General features: G+C 66.4%; 20 protein-coding genes. 14 read left to right on the forward strand and 6 right to left on the reverse strand.

Going from position 1 to position 19,279, the window contains the following annotated elements; all coding sequences use genetic code 11:
* Positions 1 to 68: 68 nt before the first annotated feature.
* Complete coding sequence (locus tag ACH0AE_RS00125) at positions 69 to 269, forward strand: hypothetical protein (RefSeq protein WP_406875357.1); 201 nt, start codon at positions 69 to 71, stop codon at positions 267 to 269.
* Here the strand turns inward: ACH0AE_RS00125 and ACH0AE_RS00130 are convergent.
* Complete coding sequence (locus ACH0AE_RS00130; RefSeq protein ID WP_294444178.1) at positions 266 to 958, reverse strand: HAD family hydrolase; 693 nt, start codon at positions 956 to 958, stop codon at positions 266 to 268. The genes ACH0AE_RS00125 and ACH0AE_RS00130 overlap by 4 nt on opposite strands.
* 127 nt (positions 959 to 1,085) lie before the next feature.
* On the opposite strand from ACH0AE_RS00130, the gene ACH0AE_RS00135 reads away from it, so the two are divergent.
* Both ACH0AE_RS00135 and phhA read left to right on the forward strand, forming a co-directional pair.
* The gene (locus ACH0AE_RS00135) at positions 1,086 to 1,886 is read left to right on the forward strand and encodes a Coq4 family protein (RefSeq protein WP_406875358.1); all 801 of its coding nucleotides are present in this window, start codon (positions 1,086 to 1,088) and stop codon (positions 1,884 to 1,886) included.
* Positions 1,887 to 1,993: 107 nt separating this feature from the next.
* Positions 1,994 to 2,863: a phenylalanine 4-monooxygenase gene (phhA, locus tag ACH0AE_RS00140; RefSeq protein ID WP_294444180.1), complete on the forward strand. Its 870-nt coding sequence runs from the start codon at positions 1,994 to 1,996 to the stop codon at positions 2,861 to 2,863.
* A 21-nt stretch (positions 2,864 to 2,884) separates the two neighbouring features.
* Here phhA and ACH0AE_RS00145 read toward each other — a convergent pair whose 3' ends face one another.
* From ACH0AE_RS00145 to ACH0AE_RS00160, 4 genes are all read right to left on the reverse strand, one after another.
* Positions 2,885 to 3,844: a 50S ribosomal protein L11 methyltransferase gene (locus ACH0AE_RS00145; RefSeq protein WP_294444181.1), complete on the reverse strand. Its 960-nt coding sequence runs from the start codon at positions 3,842 to 3,844 to the stop codon at positions 2,885 to 2,887.
* On the reverse strand, positions 3,834 to 4,535 hold the full coding sequence (locus ACH0AE_RS00150) for an SDR family NAD(P)-dependent oxidoreductase (RefSeq protein WP_294444182.1): 702 nt from the start codon (positions 4,533 to 4,535) through the stop codon (positions 3,834 to 3,836). The genes ACH0AE_RS00145 and ACH0AE_RS00150 overlap by 11 nt, the downstream gene beginning before the upstream one ends.
* 67 nt (positions 4,536 to 4,602) lie before the next feature.
* On the reverse strand, positions 4,603 to 5,973 hold the full coding sequence (locus ACH0AE_RS00155; RefSeq protein ID WP_294444183.1) for a methyl-accepting chemotaxis protein: 1,371 nt from the start codon (positions 5,971 to 5,973) through the stop codon (positions 4,603 to 4,605).
* Positions 5,974 to 6,018: 45 nt separating this feature from the next.
* Positions 6,019 to 7,374, reverse strand: coding sequence for a methyl-accepting chemotaxis protein (locus tag ACH0AE_RS00160; protein ID WP_294444184.1), 1,356 nt, complete (start codon positions 7,372 to 7,374; stop codon positions 6,019 to 6,021).
* A 169-nt stretch (positions 7,375 to 7,543) separates the two neighbouring features.
* On the opposite strand from ACH0AE_RS00160, the gene sdhC reads away from it, so the two are divergent.
* The 4 genes from sdhC to ACH0AE_RS00180 are packed head-to-tail and all read left to right on the forward strand — an operon-like array spanning position 7,544 to position 11,665.
* Complete coding sequence (gene sdhC / locus ACH0AE_RS00165; protein WP_294444185.1) at positions 7,544 to 7,969, forward strand: succinate dehydrogenase, cytochrome b556 subunit; 426 nt, start codon at positions 7,544 to 7,546, stop codon at positions 7,967 to 7,969.
* Positions 7,969 to 8,349, forward strand: a complete 381-nt coding sequence (gene sdhD / locus ACH0AE_RS00170) for a succinate dehydrogenase, hydrophobic membrane anchor protein (protein WP_294444186.1) — start codon at positions 7,969 to 7,971, stop codon at positions 8,347 to 8,349. The genes sdhC and sdhD overlap by 1 nt, the downstream gene beginning before the upstream one ends.
* Complete coding sequence (gene sdhA, locus ACH0AE_RS00175; protein WP_136451411.1) at positions 8,349 to 10,151, forward strand: succinate dehydrogenase flavoprotein subunit; 1,803 nt, start codon at positions 8,349 to 8,351, stop codon at positions 10,149 to 10,151. Before sdhD ends, sdhA begins: the two co-directional genes overlap by 1 nt.
* A 32-nt stretch (positions 10,152 to 10,183) precedes the next feature.
* Positions 10,184 to 11,665: a DUF389 domain-containing protein gene (locus ACH0AE_RS00180; RefSeq protein WP_294444188.1), complete on the forward strand. Its 1,482-nt coding sequence runs from the start codon at positions 10,184 to 10,186 to the stop codon at positions 11,663 to 11,665.
* Here ACH0AE_RS00180 and ACH0AE_RS00185 read toward each other — a convergent pair.
* Positions 11,650 to 12,252 carry a 2-hydroxychromene-2-carboxylate isomerase gene (locus ACH0AE_RS00185; protein ID WP_294444189.1) on the reverse strand — a complete coding sequence of 201 codons (603 nt, stop codon included), beginning with the start codon at positions 12,250 to 12,252 and terminating at the stop codon, positions 11,650 to 11,652. The genes ACH0AE_RS00180 and ACH0AE_RS00185 overlap by 16 nt on opposite strands.
* A 92-nt stretch (positions 12,253 to 12,344) precedes the next feature.
* Between ACH0AE_RS00185 and ACH0AE_RS00190 the strand changes: the two genes are divergently transcribed.
* The 7 genes from ACH0AE_RS00190 (at position 12,345) to mdh (ending at position 19,258) form a co-directional block, all read left to right on the forward strand.
* Positions 12,345 to 13,328: a C13 family peptidase gene (locus ACH0AE_RS00190; RefSeq protein WP_294444190.1), complete on the forward strand. Its 984-nt coding sequence runs from the start codon at positions 12,345 to 12,347 to the stop codon at positions 13,326 to 13,328.
* Between the two features lie 110 nt (positions 13,329 to 13,438).
* Complete coding sequence (locus ACH0AE_RS00195) at positions 13,439 to 14,008, forward strand: ClpP family protease (protein ID WP_294444191.1); 570 nt, start codon at positions 13,439 to 13,441, stop codon at positions 14,006 to 14,008.
* Positions 14,009 to 14,092: 84 nt separating this feature from the next.
* The gene (gene creD, locus ACH0AE_RS00200) at positions 14,093 to 15,436 is read left to right on the forward strand and encodes a cell envelope integrity protein CreD (RefSeq protein WP_294444192.1); all 1,344 of its coding nucleotides are present in this window, start codon (positions 14,093 to 14,095) and stop codon (positions 15,434 to 15,436) included.
* A gap of 14 nt (positions 15,437 to 15,450) precedes the next feature.
* Entirely contained in the window at positions 15,451 to 16,233 is a 783-nt protein-coding gene (locus ACH0AE_RS00205) for a succinate dehydrogenase iron-sulfur subunit (RefSeq protein ID WP_294444193.1), read from the forward strand.
* Positions 16,234 to 16,350: 117 nt separating this feature from the next.
* Complete coding sequence (locus ACH0AE_RS00210) at positions 16,351 to 16,812, forward strand: PaaI family thioesterase (RefSeq protein WP_294444194.1); 462 nt, start codon at positions 16,351 to 16,353, stop codon at positions 16,810 to 16,812.
* Between the two features lie 252 nt (positions 16,813 to 17,064).
* Positions 17,065 to 18,159, forward strand: coding sequence for a cell division protein ZapE (gene zapE, locus ACH0AE_RS00215; RefSeq protein WP_294444195.1), 1,095 nt, complete (start codon positions 17,065 to 17,067; stop codon positions 18,157 to 18,159).
* Between the two features lie 136 nt (positions 18,160 to 18,295).
* Positions 18,296 to 19,258, forward strand: a complete 963-nt coding sequence (gene mdh / locus ACH0AE_RS00220) for a malate dehydrogenase (protein ID WP_227770666.1) — start codon at positions 18,296 to 18,298, stop codon at positions 19,256 to 19,258.
* The last annotated feature ends 21 nt before the right edge of the window (positions 19,259 to 19,279 follow it).

A 19,279-nucleotide genomic window follows, 5' to 3' on the forward strand; every position in this document is an offset into this window, starting at 1 on the left:
TCGCAAAAAGGGCAGACAACCTCACCTAAGTCTAGCCACATGCGTGTTACTGGATTAACACGGCCGGCATGATCATCGGGACGAAAGCCGCGCCTGAGGACGATAATCTGTCCTATGGCACGCCGACACCGAGCGGCACGGACGGAGAAGACGCTTTCGGCCTTCCCGCCGCCTATGTCGACATGATGTTCGGTGATCTTCCCGATATTCGCGACGAAGATGCTGGCAAAACCGCGCCAGGCCCCAGGTTCGAGGCGGCAGCCCGCTAGAGCGTCGCGATCCACGCCGGCAGTTCGGCCAGCGACGACAGTTCCCGGAAACGATCCGCATCGGCTGGCGGCGGTGCGGCCTCGTGCGACCAGGCGCCTTCCTGCGGGATGAACGCTGCCCAGGCGCCGGCGGCAAGGGCCGGAAGCACGTCGGAGCGCATCGAATCGCCCGCCATAAGGGCCCGATCCGGCGTGACGCCGTAGCGGGCGAAGAGCTGCGCGAAGGTGTCGGGGTTCTTGTCGCTGACGATCTCGACACCGTGGAACCGCTCGCCAAGACCGGAGGCGGCGAGCTTCATTTCCTGGTGCAGCAGATCGCCCTTGGTGACGAGGACGAGGCGGGCATGCTCGCCCAGCTGGTCCAGCGTTTCCTCGATATCGTCGAGCAGTTCGACCGGGTGCGCCAGCAGCGCGCGGCCGGCGGCGAGGATCTCCGCCACTGCGCTTGCCGGCAACGTCTCGCCGACAAGCTCGAGCGCGGTCTCGATCATCGAAAGGGTGAAGCTCTTCGCGCCATAGCCGTAGAGCGGGAGGTTGCGGATCTCGACCGAGGCAAGCGCGTTTCGGGCGATGCCGGCATCGGCGAAGGGCGCAAGCATGGCAACAAACGCCTCCTCCGCCGCGGCGAAGAAGCGCATGTTGTGCCACAGGGTGTCATCGGCATCGAGGCAGACAAGGTCGATCGGCATAGTCGCCGTGCGCTAGCAGCAGGAGCCGGGCGGCGTCACCGGGGAACGACCAGAATGCGCCGGATCTGCCTTGACCCGGAGGCGCGGCTCGCTTATTGACAATATTGTTAATAAGGAGATCGATGTCATGGCGGCGACGCTTCCCCCCTTCCCCGGAACCACCGGCCAGCGCGACTGGCGGACGGCATTCGACGCGATCAAGAAGCTGCTGAACAACGGCGACGACACGGTGCAGGTGTTCCGCATCATGCGCGCGCTGAATACCGGCAGCACCGAATGGGGCTATGCCAAGCTGCTCGCGACGCCCGAGGGCGGGCGGATCGCTCTGGAGAAGGCGGAGCTTGCCGAGCGCTTTTCCGATCGCGCGTGGGTCGACAGCTTCGCACCCGGCACGGTGGGCGCGGCCTATCGCGACTTCCTGGATGCGACGGGCTATTCCGCCGACGGCCTCGTCGCGGTGAGCCGCGAGGGGAATGACAATGTCGAGATCGAGCATCCCTATGCGTGGTTCGGACGCCGCACGCGGGATATCCACGACATCTGGCACGTGCTGACCGGCTACAAGGCCGACGAAAGCCTGGGCGAAGCGGCGCTGGTGGCGTTCAGCTATGCGCAGGTCGGCGGCCTCGGCTGGGCGTTCATCGGCAGCGCGGCGGCGCTGAAGAGCCTGCGCGTGACCAAGGGCACGCTGTTCGCGCGCGCCGTGGCCGAAGGCTATGAGCGCGGCCGCAAGGCGAAGTGGCTGGCGGGCGAGGATTACCTCAAGCTGATGGACGAGCCGCTGGCCGATGCACGCAAGCGACTGAACCTGACCGAGCCGGTGCTCTACAAGAAGGCGCAGCGCGAGCTTGGCGAGGAAATGGCCTCGTATTTGAGCGCGCGGCGCGACGAAGCGGCGGCGGCGGAACCGCAGCGGCTCGCGGCCTGATCGACAAGCCTGGGCGCGCGCTTCCTTTTGGGGGGCAGCGCGCGCTTCAAACCCGTATCAACCGTAACTTTCTTGCCCCAAACTGGCTGCGTGCTATGCGCAACGGCATGGCAGATACCCCGCTGAGCCCGCCGCCGAACGCCGCAGCCGACTGGACCGTGCCACAGGACTGGTCGCACTATACGGCCGAGGAACATGCCACCTGGGACACGCTCTTCGCGCGACAGGCGAAGCTGCTGCCGGGCCGCGCATCGGACGCGTGGCTGCGCGGGCTGGACGTGCTGAAGCTGTCGAAGCCCGGCATTCCCGACTTCGCCGAACTGTCGGACCGGCTGATGGATCTCACCGGCTGGCAGGTGGTGGCGGTGCCGGGCCTCGTTCCCGACGACGTGTTCTTCGACCATATGGCGAACCGCCGCTTCGTTGCCGGCAACTTCATCCGTCGCCCGGATCAGCTTGACTATCTGCAGGAGCCGGACGTCTTCCATGACGTGTTCGGCCATGTGCCAATGCTCGCCGACCCGGTGTTCGCCGACTATCTGGAGGCATATGGCCGCGGCGGGCAGCGCGCGATGCAGCACGACGCGCTGAAATATCTGGGGCGGCTTTACTGGTACACGGTGGAGTTCGGGCTGATCGTCGAGCCCGAAGGGATGCGGATCTACGGCTCGGGAATCGTATCGAGTTATGCCGAGAGCCGCTTTGCGCTCGACGATCCTTCGCCCCACCGGCTGAAGTTCGATCTCGCGCGGGTAATGCGCACCGATTACCGGATCGACGATTTCCAGCAGAACTACTTCGTCATCCCGAGCTTCGACGAACTGCTGCGCGTCACCGTCGAGACCGACTTCGCGCCGCTGTACGATGCGATCCGCGACCTCCCCGAGATCGCGGTGGCGGAGATCGTCAGCGAGGACGAGGTGATCACTCGCGGTACGCAGGAATATGCGCGCAGCAAGGCACATCGCCCCGTCTGAGGCGCCCGCTGAAGCGCCCGATCAGATATCGAGCGCCCAGCCGTCCCGTCCCTTCGGATCGGGCGGGGTGAGGGGCACGTAGCGCTGCGGCCCAGCGGCGAGGCGAAGGATCGTCCAGTCGCCGCGCTGGTCCGCCACCTCAAGCGTGCAGCCGCATGCCTCAAAGGCGGCGACCACCTTCGCGCGCTGCGTCTCGAGCAGCCCGGCGAGCACGATCACCGCACCCGAATCCGCGATCGCTGCAAGCTCCGGCGCCATCGAGACGAGCGGGCCGGCGAGAATATTGGCGATCACCAGATCATAAGGCGCGCGCGCGGTGATGGCATCGCTGAGCGCGCCATCGGCAACGACGAGTTCGACGCCCTCGACACCGTTGGCCTCCGCATTCGTGCGGGTGACATCGATCGCCGCAGGATCGATGTCGGTCGCCACGATCTCGGCATCGGGCCACAGGAAGGCCGCGGCGAAGGCGAGCACGCCGGTGCCGGTGCCGACATCGATGATCCGCGCAAAGCGGCGATCCGCCAGCCCGTCGAGCATCGCAAGGCACCCGCTCGTCGTGGCGTGGTGGCCGGTACCGAAGGCGCGGCCGGCATCGATCAGCAGCGCGCGGCCGCCCGGCGGCGCTTCCACGGGATGCGCGCTGGTATGCACGACGAAGCGGCCCTCATGGATCGGCTCCAGCCCTTCCTGCGACAGCGCGACCCAGTCTTGCGCAGTAAGCGCGACCACCTGCGGCTCGATCGCGGCAGCGCTGGGGACGAGCGCACGAAGCGCGGTCAGCATCGCCTGGTCCGGCTCGTTCTCCATATACGCGTCGAGCCGCCAGCGCTCGACATCGTCCTCCACCTCTTCGGTGGTCATCAACACGGCGTCGATCACCAGATCGTCGGCGGCATCGATCGCCTCGGCCTCTGCGCGCGTACACGGCAGCGTGACGCGCCAGCTGTCGGGGGCGGTTGCCGTTTCCTCAGCGGACATAGCTTGCCCCGTTCACATCGAGCACCGCGCCGGTCATGGAAGCAGGCGCATCGAGCGCGAGCCAGCGCGCCATCTCGGCCACTTCGTCAGGCATCGCCACACGGCCGAGGGGAATGTCGGCCAGCAGCTTGTCGCCGCCGCGGCTCGCCAGATAATCGTCCGCCATGCCCGTCATGGTGAAGCCGGGGCAGATGGCGAAAGCGAGGATCTCGTCCTTGGCATAGCCGCGCGCGATCGTCTTGGTCATCGCGACCATGCCGGCCTTTGACGCGGCATAATGCCAGTGTGCGGGGCTGTCCCCGCGATAGGCAGCGCGGCTCGCCACGTTGACGATCCGGCCGGCCACGCCGCGCGATTGCCAGTGCTTGATGGCGAGCCGGCACAATTCGGCGGACGCGGTGAGATTGATACGCATCGTGCGTTCCCACCCCGCGCGCCATGCCTCGTCATCGGCATCAATCGGGTTCGCTTCGAACACGCCGGCGTTGTTGATGAGAACGTCGATCGTGCCGAGCCGGTCAAGCGCGGCCTGCCACAATTCCGCGGCGGCACCGGGTTGGTCGAGATCGATGCCGATCGTGTCTTCGGCATCACGGCTGGCGTGGCCGACGACCCTGGCGTGCGGGGCGAGCGCGGTGCGGATCGCTGCGCCGATCCCGCGCGAGGAGCCGGTGAGAAGGATGTTCGTCATCCCCCCGCCATAGGCAGGCTGGTGCCGCCGCTCAATCATGGCCTGCGTGCGAGCGCGCCACCCGCGATCAGGCCACCTTCGCGCTGAAATCCTCCGCCGCCGAGCGCAGCGCCACGAGCCGCTCGTCGACCGCGACGAACTCGCTGCTCAGGCGATCATAGTCGCGCGCGAATGCCTGCCCCTCGTGCATGATCGCCGTCATGTTCCCCGCGGTTGCATCCGCGGCCATCGCCGTCTCGTCGATCGCGGCGGTAATCGCGGTCACCGTCTGGGCCTGAACCTCCATCGCGTGGCGGATCCTGGTGGCGGAGGTCTGCACCTCTCCCACAGTCGCGCGGATGCCGGTGCTCGCCTCGACCGTTACGCTGGCGGCCGACTGGATCGCATTGATCTGCGCCGCGATGTCATCGGTGGCACGCGCGGTCTGGTTGGCGAGGCTCTTCACTTCCTGCGCCACCACCGCGAAGCCGCGCCCCGCATCACCAGCGCGGGCAGCCTCGATCGTGGCGTTCAGCGCGAGGAGGTTCGTCTGCCCGGCAATGTCGCGAATGAGGCCCAGGATCGATTCGATCGATTTGGCATGGGCACTGAGCGCTTCGCTGACGCCCACCGCGCGATCTGCCTGTTGCGACGCGCGGATCGCGACCTCGGCCGCGCTTTCCACTTCCGACCGCGCATCCTCGATCGCACGGATCAGGCCCGCAGCGGTGGACGCGGCATCGCGCATCGCGGCCGCGGTCTGTTCGGCGGCGGCGGCGACTTCGGCGCCCCGCCCGATCATGGCGCTCGCCGAGCGCGCGGCGCTGCTCGCCTGGGTGCGCAGATGCTGGCCGAGCGAGGCGGCACCGTCGATGGCACCGGCGATATGCTCCCGAAAGGCCTCTGCGTGGGCGGCGCGTTGCTCGCTCACCCGTGCACGATCGCTTCGCGCAAGATGCGCGGCCATCACGTCCGCCTCGATCAGCGCGAGCCGCTGAACGACGTCCGCCAGCCGCCGCATCCGCGTGACATCGCCCTCGACGCGCGCTTCAAGGATAGTGAGCGTACGGGCATGGGAGAAAGCGAGCGCGGCCGTGAGCGCCGCCAGCGGCACGCCGCCCTTGCGCGTCATCTCGGCATGCTTGATCGCTGCCGCCTTCCACGCCTCATCGAAGGGCGCGGCATGTTTGATGCGCATATAGTGCGCGCTGCGCTCGATCTGCCGCCGGCGCGCGGACCCGTCGAGCATGGCAGCGATATGCTGCGTCGCCGGCAGGGACAGATAATGGTCCCAGAAGGCAGACGCGATGGTCTCGCAATCCGACGCTGTCAGCAGCGCGTCAATCTCTGCCGCGCCGGGGCCGATTGCATCGTCCCAATTGTATTCGCCGACATGCGCCGCGATCGGCCGGGCACGCCCGCCCCATTCCCCGGGGGTCGTGCTCGTCTGCTGCGCCATGATCCTCTCCTCCCTCGCGCCGCTGACGGGCGCTTACCCTTATCCTCAGGCCGCGACGCGCGCGGCGAACTCCCCGGCACTGCCGTTGAGAAGGCCAAGCCGCCCGGCGAGCCGGTCGAACCCGGCACCAAGCGAATCGATTTCGCCGGCGACCGCCTCGGTATCGGCATGGATCGCCGCGATCGTGCCGGACATCGAGTCGGCGGCAAGCGCGGTCTCGTCCACTGCGGCAGTGATCGCAGTGACCGTCTGTGCCTGTACCTCCATCGCGTGGCGGATGCGGGTGGCGGACTCCTGCACCTCCCCGATGGTGGTGCGGATGCCGGCGCTTGAATCCACCGTCACGCGAGTCGCCGTCTGGATCGCGGTGATCTTGGCGGCGATGTCATCGGTCGCGCGTGCCGTCTGGTTGGCGAGGCTCTTCACCTCCTGCGCGACAACGGCGAAGCCGCGGCCGGCATCCCCTGCCCGCGCCGCCTCGATCGTGGCGTTGAGCGCGAGGAGGTTGGTCTGGCCGGCAATGGCGCGAATGAGGCCGAGGATCGATTCGATCGACTTGGCATGATCACTCAGCGCCTCGCTGACGCCGACGGCCTGCTCCGCCTGGCCCGCCGCGCGCGTCGCGATCTCGGCCGCGGCTTCCACTTCGGCGCGGGCATCCTCGATCGCACGGATGAGGCCGGCTGCAGTGGAGGCGGCATCGCGCATCGCCACCGCCGATTGCTCGGCCGCGGCGGCCACTTCGCTCGCCTTGCCCAGCACGCCGCGGGCGGAGGACGAGGCGCCCGACGCCTGGATGCGCAAGTCGCCGCCCTCAGCGGTCGCTTCCTCGACCGTGGCGGCGATGCCGTTGCGGAAATCGACCGCCAGCCGATCGCGGAAGGATCGCGCACTGTGCATGAGATATTCGTTGTAGATCGCCGCGGTCAGCTCCCCCTCCAGCGCCGAGAGCCGCATCAGCGTCTCGATCATCACCGGCAGGCGCGCATCACCCGGGGCAACGCGGCGCAGGAGCACGCCAAGCGCCGCTCGGTCGCTCGCGCTGATCATCGACAGGAGCGCCATCGGTGACACCCCGGCGGCATAAGCCGCGGCGACCGAACGCTCGACCGATTCGACCCAGGCGCGGCCGGCGGTGTCGAGAAAGCGGTTGCGCAGGAAGACGCAGCCAAGATCGATCATCTTGTCGGTTTCAGCCGGTGCCCAACTGCGCTGATCGTTGAAGCAGCGCAGCCATTGCTGCCAATAGGCCTCGGAGACGTCGCGGACCTCCGGTTCGAGCAGCGCCCAGACTTCCCGGCTGGCGCTTTCCAGCGACCCGTCGAAGTCGAACACCCTGAGCCGCGTCTCCAGATCGACGTCGCGAGCGATGGCGCCGAGAACTGGCAGATCTTCTTGCAAGGTGGTGCGCTCCCCGTTGGTGTCGGGGACGCATTACGCGCTTAGTGGTTAAGCCCCGGTTAGGTGCGGTGCTGCAAGCGATTCGCAGTAAGCCCCTCGCGCTTGCATCATCGAAGGCTGCGCCTCATAGACCGCGCCGATCCGTCGGCTCACCGCAGGAAACCACGCTTTGGCCTCCAAACCCGCCCGCCCGAGAAGCCCTCACCTCTTCAGCGGCCCGCTCGCGCTCCATTATCACTGGAGCCCCGCGATGACCGTGTCGATCCTCCACCGCGCCACCGGCAGCGGCATGGCGACGGTCGGCGCGATGCTGCTGGTCTGGTTCCTGGTCGCGCTGGCGTCCGGCGCCGAGGCATATGCGACCTTCGTCGACGTGTTCACGCTGTCCGACGGGCGGCTCAACATCCTGGGTTGGGTGGTCGGCGTTGGCCTCACCTGGTCGCTGTTCCAGCACATGATGAGCGGCATCCGCCACCTCGTGCTCGACACCGGCGCGGCGTTCGAGCTGACGCTGAACCGGCGACTCGCGCTGCTGACCTTCGTCGGCTCGACCATCCTGACGCTCGCCTTCTGGCTCTACGTGGGGACCAAGTAATGGGTACGGGAACCTCGATCGGCCGCGTCCGCGGCCTCGGCAGCGCGCATGAAGGCGCGCATCATTGGTGGCACCAGAAGATCACCGCGGGATCGAACATCCTGCTGATGAGCTGGCTGATGATCTCGCTCGCGCGCCGTCCGGCCTATGACTTCGGGACGATGCGCGAGTGGATGTCGTCGGCCTGGGTCGCGATCCCCATGATGCTGCTCGTCATCTCGGTTTTCTACCACTTCCGCATCGGCCTTCAGGTGGTGATCGAGGATTATCAGCGCCACGAGCGCCGCGTCGCCGCCATGGTGGTGCTGAACCTGTTCGTTGCCGCGATCGCCGGCACCGCCATCTTCGCGATCCTGAAGATCGCCTTCGGAGCAAATTGATGCCCGCCGCTTACCAGATCATCGATCATACCTATGACGCGGTCGTCGTCGGCGCCGGCGGCTCTGGCCTGCGCGCCACGATGGGCATCGCCGAGGCTGGCCTCAAGACCGCCTGCATCACCAAGGTGTTCCCCACCCGCAGCCACACCGTGGCGGCGCAGGGCGGCATCGCGGCGAGCCTCGGCAACAACTCGCCGGATCACTGGTCCTGGCACATGTACGATACCGTCAAGGGTTCCGACTGGCTCGGCGATCAGGACGCGATCGAATATATGGTGCGTGAGGCCCCGGCCGCGGTGTACGAGCTGGAGCACGCCGGCGTGCCGTTCAGCCGCAACGAGGACGGGACGATCTACCAGCGTCCGTTCGGCGGCCACATGCAGAACATGGGCGAAGGCCCGCCGGTGCAGCGCACCTGCGCCGCCGCCGACCGTACCGGCCACGCCATGCTCCACGCGTTGTACCAGCAGTCGCTGAAGTATGACGCGGACTTCTACATCGAATTTTTCGCGCTCGATCTCATCATGGAGAACGGTGCGTGCCGCGGCGTGATCGCGCTCAACATGGAAACGGGGCAGATCCATCGCTTCCGTGCCCATGCGGTGGTGCTGGCGACGGGCGGCGGTGGCCGCGTGTACCAGTCGGCGACGTCGGCGCACACCTGCACCGGCGACGGCAACGGCATGGCGCTGCGTGCCGGGCTCCCGCTGCAGGACATGGAATTCGTGCAGTTCCACCCGACCGGCATCTACGGCGCGGGCGTCCTCATCACCGAGGGTGCACGCGGCGAAGGCGGCTACCTCACCAATTCCGAGGGCGAGCGCTTCATGGAGCGTTACGCGCCCAGCGCGAAGGACCTTGCCTCGCGTGACGTCGTGTCCCGGTCGATGGCGGCGGAAATGCGCGAGGGCCGCGGTGTCGGCAAGGACAAGGACCACATCTTCCTTCACCTCGATCACATCGATCCGAAGGTCTTGGCGGAACGCCTGCCGGGCATTACCGAGACGGGCAAGATCTTCGCCGGCGTGGACCTCACCCGCCAGCCGCTCCCCGTCACGCCGACCGTCCACTACAACATGGGCGGTATCCCGACGAACTATCACGGCGAAGTCGTCCAGCTGAAGGACGGTGATCCGGACGCGGTCGTCCCCGGCCTGTTCGCGGTCGGCGAGGCAGCCTGCGTGTCGGTGCACGGCGCGAACCGCCTCGGCTCCAACTCGCTGATCGACCTTGTGGTGTTCGGCCGTGCGACGGGCCTGCGCCTCAAGGAAACGCTGAAGCCGAACACGCCGCACAATCCGCTGCCCAAGGGCTCGGAAGAAATGGCGCTTGGCCGGCTCGATCATTTCCGCAATTCGACCGGCGGTTCGCCCACGGCGAAGATCCGCGCCGAGATGCAGAAGACGATGCAGCGCCATGCCGCAGTGTTCCGCGACAGCGAGCTCCTGGCCGAGGGCGTCACCAAGATCGACGCGATCTACAAGTCGATGGAAGACGTCGGCATCAAGGATCGCTCGCTGATCTGGAACACCGACCTCGTCGAGACGCTCGAGCTGGACAACCTCATCAGCCAGGCGGTCGTGACGATGCGCGGTGCGGAGAACCGCAAGGAAAGCCGCGGCGCGCACATGCACGAGGATTATCCCGAGCGCGACGACGTGAACTGGATGAAGCACACCATCGCGACCTTCGATGGCTGGGGCGGCAAGGGCGGCAGCTGCTCGCTCGATTACCGTCCGGTGCACGATTACACGCTCACCGATGACGCCGAGTACATCAAGCCGAAGAAGCGGGTGTACTGATCGCGGTGAATGATGCTCTCTCCGGGGCGCCGGTGCGCCCCGGACGTGCTCATGTGATCGCCCGCTGGTGGCGATCGCGCGTGGTGGGCGACGTCCACCACGAAGCCGTCATCACCAAAATCTCCGCCGAATCCGGCTGGAGCGGCGCATATCTGTTCGCGATCGTGATCTCCGCGGGGATCTCGATCCTCGGCCTGCTGCTGCCGTCGAGCGCAGTGCTGATCGGCGCGATGCTGATCTCGCCGCTGATGATGCCGATCATCGGCCTCGGCTTCGGCATTGCGACCTTCGACCTGAACGAGATCAAGCGTGCCGGCTGGGCATTGCTGCTCGGCTCGCTGATCGCGGTCGCCCTATCCGCTGCCTTCGTGGCGGTCTCCCCGATCCAGACGGTAACCAGCGAGATCGCGATCCGCACGCGGCCAAACCTGTTCGACCTGCTCGTCGCGCTGCTCTCCGCGGTCGCCGGCGGCTATGCCCTGATCCGCGAGCGTTCGACCACGGTCGTCGGCGTTGCGATCGCCATCGCGCTGATGCCGCCGCTCGCGGTGGTCGGCTTTGGCCTTGCGACGCAGAACTGGACGGTGCTGGGCGGATCGCTGCTGCTGTTCCTCACCAACCTCATCACCATCGCGCTGACCGCGGCGACGGTGGCACGGCTCTATGGCTTCGGCGCGCACCTGTCCCCGGCGCAGACGCGGCTCCAGGGCCTGCTGATCATCGTCGGCCTCGCGGCGCTGGCGATCCCGCTGGGCCTGGCACTGAAGCAGATTGCGGTGGAGAGCCTTGCCCGGCGGCAGATCCGCGACGCGGTGCTGCAGCCGTTCGAGCGCGACGCCCGGATCAGCCAGCTCGACATCAATTTCGATCGCACGCCGGCAGTGGTTCGCGCCATCGTGCTGACATCCAAGGTCGTGCCGGGGGCGGATGCCGCGGCCGTCGCGCTGGCCAAGCGCTCGGTGAGCATCCCGCTCGACCTTCACGTCGACCAGATCCGGGTGGGCATGGAAAGCGGCGCGGGCGAAGCGGCGCAGATCGCGGCCGCGCAGGGCGGTGCCGGCGCCAGCTCCGCGGCGCGCAACGATCGCAACGCCGTTGCCGAGCGCATCGGGCTTATCGTCGGCGTGCCGGAAACGAACGTCATAGCCGATCCGGTGCTCAAGCGCGCCACCGCCCGCCCGGCCGCCCTGCCCGGCGCCGGGTTCGCCACCTATCGCGCGATTGAACAGCGCGCCGAAGCTGCGGTGCCGGGCTGGAGCGTCGAGCTGACGCCGCCGGACGGAACGCTTCCGCCGGTGCCGATTGGTGAGGATGGGCCCGATGCCAAGGCGCTCGACGACGCCATCTGGGCCGCGCATCGGCTAGGCCGCGCGCTGACCGTGTCCGGGCCGGCCGAGGCGGTCGCCACGGCGATGGAGCGGCTGTCGAATGCCGGGGTAGCGGCGGAGGAAGGCACCACGCGGCGCGGTGACACGCTGACGCTGGCATGGCTGGAGACTCAGGCGGATCGCTGAGCCAGGATCGCCGCACGGACCAGCGGTATCCGATCATTGCCGAAATACATGTCGTCACCGCCGACGAAGATGGTGGGCGATCCGAACCCGCCGCGCGCGATCAGCTCGTCCGTGTTCGCGCGCAGCATTGCCCGGGGCCCCTCCCCCGCAATGGCCGCAAACAGCGCATCGGCATCCACACCGGCGCGCCCCGCCACGTCGGCGATCACCGGATCCTGCGAGATGTCGCGGTTCTCCGTCCAATAAGCGTGGAAAGCGGCGCGCGCGAACGACACGCAATCCTGCCCCAGCCAGCAACAGGCGCGCATCACCTTGACGCTGTTCACCGGGAAGACGGCGGGCGGAAAGTTGATCGTGAGGCCTTGCAGCCGCGCCCAATCCGCAAGGTCCTTTTGCATGTAGCGTGCCTTGGCGGGAACCGGGTTCCTGCGGCCTTCATAGACGCTTGCATTGACTGCATTGAACACGCCGCCGACCAAGATCGGCCGCCACACGATCTCCGCGCCCAATCCTTCTGCCAGCGGCTGGATGCTTTCGAGGCCGAGCCAAGTCCACGGGCTCGAACAGTCGAAAAAGAACTCGATCACGGCCACTCTCCCCTGAACCAAAGTCTTGGCGAGGCGCGCGACAAGTATCAAGTGATTGACAGCGGCCAAAAGCAATCGTGAGATGCGGGCTGATGAAGAAGCTGATCACGCTGCTGCTTGCCACGGTCGCCGGCATGGCCCCGGCGCAGACGTATCAGCCACCGCAACACACCCGCCCCGTTCCCCTTGTCGCGCGTGGCGGGGAAACGGAACTGGTTCAGTTGGCCGACCAAGGGGGCGCGATCGAGCATGACCGTTCGGCCGCCTGGCTGCTGGCCGAGCATCGCCGGCTGGCAACGACACTGGCCAAGATCCAGCCGCAGCGGCGCGGGACAGTGGATGCCTATGTTGTCGCGGCGGCGCTGGACAGTGACCCTGTCTTTGGTCGCGAGGCACGCGAGGCGGGCCGCGTGCTCGCACAGCGCTATGGCGCCGAGGGCCGCACCATCGTGCTGGCCGGCACTGACGGCAGTGCCGACAGCAACCTGCCGATGGGATCGCCCGCCAATATCGACATGGCGCTGGCCCGGGTCGCGGAGTTGATGGATCCGGTCGAGGATGTGCTGGTGCTCTACACCACCAGCCACGGCGCGCGCTTCGGCATCGTCTACAATGATGCGGACCAGGGATTTGGCGCGATCTCGCCGACGCGGCTGTGGACCACGCTGTCGCAACTGGGCATCCGTAACCGGCTGATCCTGATCAGCGCCTGCTACGCGGGCGTGTTCGTGCCGCTGCTGTCGAGCGACACGACCGCGATCGTGACCGCCGCATCGTCGACCAAGACCTCGTTCGGTTGCCAGGCCGACAATGACTGGACGTTCTTCGGCGACGCGCTGGTCAATCACGCGCTGCGCAAGCCGCAGCCGCTCGCGGCGGCGGCGGACGAGGCGGTGAAGACGATCGCGAGCTGGGAGCGTGACGGGCGGCTCGAACCTTCCGAGCCGCAGGTTTCGATCGGTGCCGGCGCCGCACGCTGGCTGGCAGCGCTGGACGCGCGCGCGCCGCGGGTGGCGAGTGCGCCGGTGGGGCGTCCGGCAAACGCCGTTCTGACCACGGCGAAAGCGGGGCGCTGAGCAATCCAGCTGAAGGGTTTCGCGGGTAGCGCCGGCGACGGCCCGAGGCGGCGACACATATATTAACGCGGCACCGGAACTGTCTTCCCCCGCCCGTGGTTCGGCGCGCCATGACCAACAACAACGCCATCAATTATCCGCTGCTCGCCAACCCGCAGATCCAGCTGCACGGGACGGTTGACGACATGATGTACAACAATTTCAAGGATCAGCTTGCCAACGCTTCCGGCAACGGGCCGCTCGTCGTCTCGATCACAACCTTGGGCGGTGACCCGGAAATGGCCCGCGCAATGGGCGATACGATCCGGATGCTGCGGGAATATACCGGCCGCGAGACGCTGTTCCTGGGAAAGGTGGCGGTCTATTCGGCGGGGGCGACCTTCATGTCCGCCTTCCCTGCCGACAAGCGCTTCCTGACGCGCGGCAGTCGGCTGATGATCCACGAGCGGATCATGAACTCCACCGTCCAGCTTTCCGGCCCGCTCAACACGCTGGCGCCGGTGCTGCTGGCCAAGCTGAACGAGATCCAGGATTCGATCCGCATCCAGGACGAGGGTTTCGCGGCGCTGGTTGAGGGCACCAACGTGTCGCTCGACGAACTTCGCGCCAAGGCGCCGTCCAACTGGTATATCGAGGCGGAGGAAGCCCGTAACCTTGGGCTGATCCTCGACATCATCTGACGGCTGCGGCACCAAGGCGGCAGAAAAGCCGAAACGAGGTGCTGCTTGAGGATCGAAGGCCCGACCCCGGGGCGCAAGCTGGGAATGGCGATCCTAATCGCCCTGCTGCTCGCGATCCCGCTCTTCGCCGTCTACCTGCTCGTATACGATCGGCAGGAGCAGTCGAACACGGCGCGCGCCTCGATCGCTGCCGGATGGGGAGGGCCGCAAACGATCGCCGGGCCGGTTCTGATCCTCCCCTATCAGGCGGAGACGACCGAGACCGTCAACGAGGGCGGGCGACAGGTGGTGCGCACCAGCATGGTGTGGCGCGAGTTGACGCTGGCGCCCGAGGTGGCCGATCTCAAGACGCAACTGACCCCCGAACGCCGGCGTCGCTCGATCTATGAAGCGGTGCTGTTCGAGGCACTGGCCAGCGGCATGGTGCGCTTCCGGCTGCCAAGCGATCTCGCCCGGTTCGGGATTACGGCGGACCGGCTGGCCTATGACCGCGCGGAGCTTCGCTTCGGGCTGAAGGATGCCCGCGGGCTGTTCGGCAAGCCGCCCGAGGTAACCGCTGACGGTCGCCAGCTGGCGTTGCAGCCCGGCAAGGGGACGCCGGCGACGAACGGCTCCGGCTTCTTCACCTGGCTGGATGCGGGCACGATCCAGAGCCGGCCGATGACGGTGAGCTTCCGCTACAGTTTCCGCGGCAACGGCTGGCTGGCGCTTGCGCCGCAGGCGGGCGACACACGCTGGCAGGTGACGTCGGCATGGCCGCACCCGAGCTTCCAGGGCGGCTTCCTGCCGACCGCGCAGAAGGTAAGCGAGAAGGGCTTCTCGGCAACGTGGCGGGTCGGCAACCTCGCGCTTGGCCGCAGCCTCGTCTCCTCGGGCGATGTCGTGCCCGAGTCGCGCCCGGATGTAACGGATCGCTACATTACCGCCATTCCGGCCGGCGACTATGAGGCGCGGGTGGATCTGATCTCGCCGGTCGATCTCTACAGCCAGGTCAACCGATCGGTGAAATACGGCTTTCTGTTCATCGGCTTCACCTTCGTCGCCTTCCTCATGTTCGACGTGATCGGCGGCGTGCGCGTGGCAACGGTGGAGTATCTCCTGGTCGGCGCCGGGCTGGTGCTGTTCTTCGTCCTGCTGCTCGCCTTTGCCGAGGTGATCGGCTTTGCCGCGGCCTATATCGTCGCTGCCGGCGCGATCATCGCCCTCTTGGCGGCCTATTCCGCCGCGGTGCTGCGCAGCTGGCGTCGGGGCGGCTATATCGCGGCGCTTCTGGCCGCGCTCTATGCCCTGCTCTACGTGCTGCTGAGCCTGGAGGCGTATTCGCTGCTCATCGGATCGCTGCTTCTGTTTGCGGCCTTGGCCGGTGTTATGTATCTGACGCGCAACCTCGACTGGAGCGGCCTTCGTTCCCAGTCACCAACCGACTGAAGCGGGAACGGAAAATGGCCGAATTCACCCTGCCGGCGAACAGCAAGATCAAGGGAGGGCGCAAGATCCCTTCGCCCGAGCCGGGCGGGACGATGCGCAACTTCAAGATCTACCGCTACGATCCGGACAGCGGCGAGAACCCGCGTTACGACACGTTCGAGGTGAATCTCGACGAGTGCGGCCCGATGGTTCTCGACGCGCTGATCAAGATCAAGAGCGAGCAGGACTCGTCGCTGACGTTCCGCCGTTCGTGCCGTGAGGGCATTTGCGGTTCCTGCTCGATGAACATCGACGGCAAGAACGGCCTCGCGTGCACCACCGCGATCGAGGACGTGAAGGGCGAGGTGAAGATCACCCCGCTGCCGGCGATGGACGTGATCAAGGACCTCGTCCCCGACTTCACGCACTTCTACGCGCAATATGCCTCGATCCAGCCGTGGCTGAAGACGGTCACGCCACCGCCGGCCGGCAAGGAGCGGCTGCAGTCGCCCGAAGACCGCGCGAAGCTCGACGGCCTGTACGAGTGCATCCTGTGCGCCTGCTGCTCGACCTCGTGCCCGAGCTATTGGTGGAATTCGGACAAGTTCCTTGGCCCGGCAATCCTTCTCCAGGCCTATCGCTGGCTGGCCGACAGCCGTGACGAGATGACCGGTGAGCGGCTCGACAGCCTGGAGGATCCGTTCCGCCTGTATCGCTGCCACACGATCATGAACTGCGCGAACACCTGCCCGAAGGGCCTGAACCCGGCGAAGGCGATCGCCGAGATCAAGAAGATGGAGGTCGAGCGCGTTCTCTGACGCGCTCCACCATTCCCTCCCCCGTTCGTTTCGAGCGAAGTCGACGAACGGGGTCACGAGCGCTGCGCTTCCCGTGTCTCGACTTCGCTCGGCACGAATGGAGAATGTGTGGCGCAAGTGGCTGTTGACTCCGAACCGAAGCCGGAGTTCCTCTACGAGGATCATCCGGATCATCCCGGCTGGAAGCGCTGGGGCCTGAAGAATTCCGATCGCTACAACACCTTCCTCGGCGACATGATGGTGCGCGTCGAGGAGGGTATGTGCCGCGTCCGCATGCTGCCGGAGCGGCGCCACTCGAACCTTGGCAACAACGTCCATGGCGGGGCGATGCTGGGATTCATCGACGTGTCACTGTTCGCCGCCGCGCGCAGCTTCGGCCTGATCGAGGCGGGTACGGCGGTGACGCTTGACCTCAACACCCACTTCGTTGGCGCCGGCAAGATCGGCGAGCCGCTGGAAGCCCGCGTGGAGCTGCTGCGCGAGACTGGTCGGCTGCTGTTCATGCGCGGTCTGGTGATGCAGGGCGATGGCCCGATCACGGAATTCTCCGGCACGATCCGGAAGCCGACGAAGCGCTGATGCACCGTCGGCGCGCCGACTGGCTCGGCTGGCGCTTGTCGTGGCGGCGTCTTCTGGCCTACCGGGGCCGGTGACACGATGTTGGCGGCGTCCTGCCGCACCCGTCCAATCCCGGCGTTCAGCCGGGTCCATGCGGCCGCACATCTATTGCGGCCTCGCACCGGGCGTGCCCGCCCGCCGACCGATGGATCCGGCTGAAGACCGGGATGATTTGAGGGTCAAGCAACATCCGACGATGACCGGAGTATCTGCGTGGCCGCTGTTCTTTCCGCCTATGAAGCCCTGATCGCCGCCGGGGAGCTTCGCCCTGATCCCGAACAGGCCGCGGCCGCGGCGAAGCTCGACGCACTCGCGCACGAGCTGGAGAACCCGCGCACCACCGGCTTCTTCCGCAAGAAGGTAATTCCGCCGCGCGGCATCTACATGTGGGGCGACGTGGGCCGCGGCAAATCCATGCTGATGGACCTGTTCTTCGCCAACGTGACGGTCGCGAAGAAGCGCCGCGTGCATTTCGGCGAGTTCATGCTGGAGGTGCACGGCCGCATCGCGGTGGAACGGCGCAAGGAACAGGGTGACCCCATCCTGCCCGTCGCCGCTGCTTTGGCCGAGGAAGCGCAACTGCTCGCCTTCGACGAGATGATCGTCAACAACTCGCCCGACGCGATGATCCTTTCCCGCCTGTTCACCGCGATGATCGAGGCGGGCGTGACGGTGGTGACGACCAGCAACCGTGCGCCGAACGAACTCTACAAGAATGGCCTCAACCGCGAGCACTTCCTGCCCTTCATCGCGCTGATCCAGGAGCGGCTGGACGTGCTCGCGCTGAACGGCCCGGTAGATTACCGCCGCGATCGGCTGGGCCAGCAGGATACCTGGCTCGTCCCCAACGGTCCGGAGGCGACGGCGCAGCTTTCCGCCGCCTTCTTCCGCCTGACTGACTATCCGCCGGAAGATCGCGCGCATGTGCCGAGCGAGGACATGATCGTTCAGGGCCGCATGCTCCGCGTCCCCAAGTCGTTGAAGGGCGTCGCCGTCTTCAGCTTCAAGAAGCTGTGCGGCGAGGCACGCGGCAGTGCCGACTATCTCGCCATTGCGCGGCGCTTTCACACGGTGATCCTTGTCGGCATCCCCATCCTTGGGCCGGAGAACCGGAACGAGGCCGCCCGCTTCGTCAGCCTGATCGACGCTCTTTACGAACATAAGGTGAAGCTGCTGGCCGCGGCGGATGCGCAGCCCGACGCACTTTACCCAGCAGGCGACGGACGCTTCGAGTTCCAGCGTACCGTGAGCCGCCTCGAGGAGATGCGATCCGAGGATTATCTCGCCCAGGGACACGGCACGTCCTGAGGGCTGAATCGCTTATTGCTATTGCGAACGATTATCTTTAATATCTTCCCGCTTCGGCTTTATTGGGTTGCCCGCTGCGCCCAAACGGCGTACGCGACCGAGCCATCACGACCCAGTATCGACGGAAGGGGATTGGATGGCCCGCAAGAAGATCGCGCTGATCGGCGCCGGCAATATCGGCGGCACGCTCGCGCACCTCGCTGCCCTGAAGGGGCTTGGTGACATCGTTCTGTTCGACGTGGTCGAAGGCGTGCCGCAGGGCAAGGCGCTTGACCTGTCGCAGTGCGGCCCGGTCGAAGGGTTCGATGCCAAGATCATCGGCTCGAACGATTACAAGGACATCGCTGGCGCCGACGTGATCATCGTCACCGCCGGTGTCGCCCGCAAGCCGGGCATGAGCCGCGACGATCTGCTCGGCATCAACCTGAAGGTGATGAAGGCCGTCGGCGAGGGCATTCGTGACAACGCGCCCGACGCATTCGTGATCTGCATCACCAACCCGCTCGACGCGATGGTCTGGGCGCTGCGCGAATTCTCGGGCCTGCCGCACAACAAGGTGGTGGGCATGGCAGGCGTGCTCGATTCGGCCCGCTTCAGCCACTTCCTTGCCGACGAGTTCAAGGTTTCCGTCAAGGACGTGAACACCTTCGTGCTGGGCGGCCACGGCGACACGATGGTCCCCGTCCTCGAATACTCGACCGTGTCGGGCATCCCCGTCAGCGATCTGATCGAGATGGGTTTCTCCACCAAGGAAAAGGTGGACGAGATCATCAAGCGCACGCGCGGCGGCGGCGGCGAGATCGTCGCCCTGCTGAAGACCGGTTCGGCCTATTATGCGCCCGCCACCAGCGGCATCGCGATGGCAGAGGCCTATCTCTACGACCAGAAGCGCATCTTGCCGGCCGCGGCTCACCTGACCGGCCAGTATGGCGTTGATGACCTGTACGTGGGCGTGCCCGTCGTGATCGGCGCCGGCGGCGTCGAGAAGGTCGTGGAAGTGAAGCTGTCGGACGAGGCGAAGGCGAACCTTCAGGTCTCGGTCGATGCGGTCAAGGAACTGCTCGTCGCCTGCAAGGGCATCGACGAGAGCCTCGCATAACAACTGAATGGCGCATCCGGG

The organism is Sphingomonas sp. 179-A 2A2 NHS (genome assembly GCF_045371305.1).
Classification (GTDB): Bacteria; Pseudomonadota; Alphaproteobacteria; order Sphingomonadales; family Sphingomonadaceae; genus Sphingomonas.

Coding starts and splice junctions, on each gene's coding strand:
- ACH0AE_RS00125 (WP_406875357.1), top strand. CDS start 69: ATGATCATCGGGACGAAAGCCGCGCCTGAGGACGATAATCTGTCCTAT.
- ACH0AE_RS00130 (WP_294444178.1), bottom strand. CDS start 958: ATGCCGATCGACCTTGTCTGCCTCGATGCCGATGACACCCTGTGGCAC.
- ACH0AE_RS00135 (WP_406875358.1), top strand. CDS start 1,086: ATGGCGGCGACGCTTCCCCCCTTCCCCGGAACCACCGGCCAGCGCGAC.
- phhA (WP_294444180.1), top strand. CDS start 1,994: ATGGCAGATACCCCGCTGAGCCCGCCGCCGAACGCCGCAGCCGACTGG.
- ACH0AE_RS00145 (WP_294444181.1), bottom strand. CDS start 3,844: ATGTCCGCTGAGGAAACGGCAACCGCCCCCGACAGCTGGCGCGTCACG.
- ACH0AE_RS00150 (WP_294444182.1), bottom strand. CDS start 4,535: ATGACGAACATCCTTCTCACCGGCTCCTCGCGCGGGATCGGCGCAGCG.
- ACH0AE_RS00155 (WP_294444183.1), bottom strand. CDS start 5,973: ATGGCGCAGCAGACGAGCACGACCCCCGGGGAATGGGGCGGGCGTGCC.
- sdhD (WP_294444186.1), top strand. CDS start 7,969: ATGGGTACGGGAACCTCGATCGGCCGCGTCCGCGGCCTCGGCAGCGCG.
- sdhA (WP_136451411.1), top strand. CDS start 8,349: ATGCCCGCCGCTTACCAGATCATCGATCATACCTATGACGCGGTCGTC.
- ACH0AE_RS00190 (WP_294444190.1), top strand. CDS start 12,345: ATGAAGAAGCTGATCACGCTGCTGCTTGCCACGGTCGCCGGCATGGCC.
- ACH0AE_RS00195 (WP_294444191.1), top strand. CDS start 13,439: ATGACCAACAACAACGCCATCAATTATCCGCTGCTCGCCAACCCGCAG.
- creD (WP_294444192.1), top strand. CDS start 14,093: ATGGCGATCCTAATCGCCCTGCTGCTCGCGATCCCGCTCTTCGCCGTC.
- ACH0AE_RS00205 (WP_294444193.1), top strand. CDS start 15,451: ATGGCCGAATTCACCCTGCCGGCGAACAGCAAGATCAAGGGAGGGCGC.
- mdh (WP_227770666.1), top strand. CDS start 18,296: ATGGCCCGCAAGAAGATCGCGCTGATCGGCGCCGGCAATATCGGCGGC.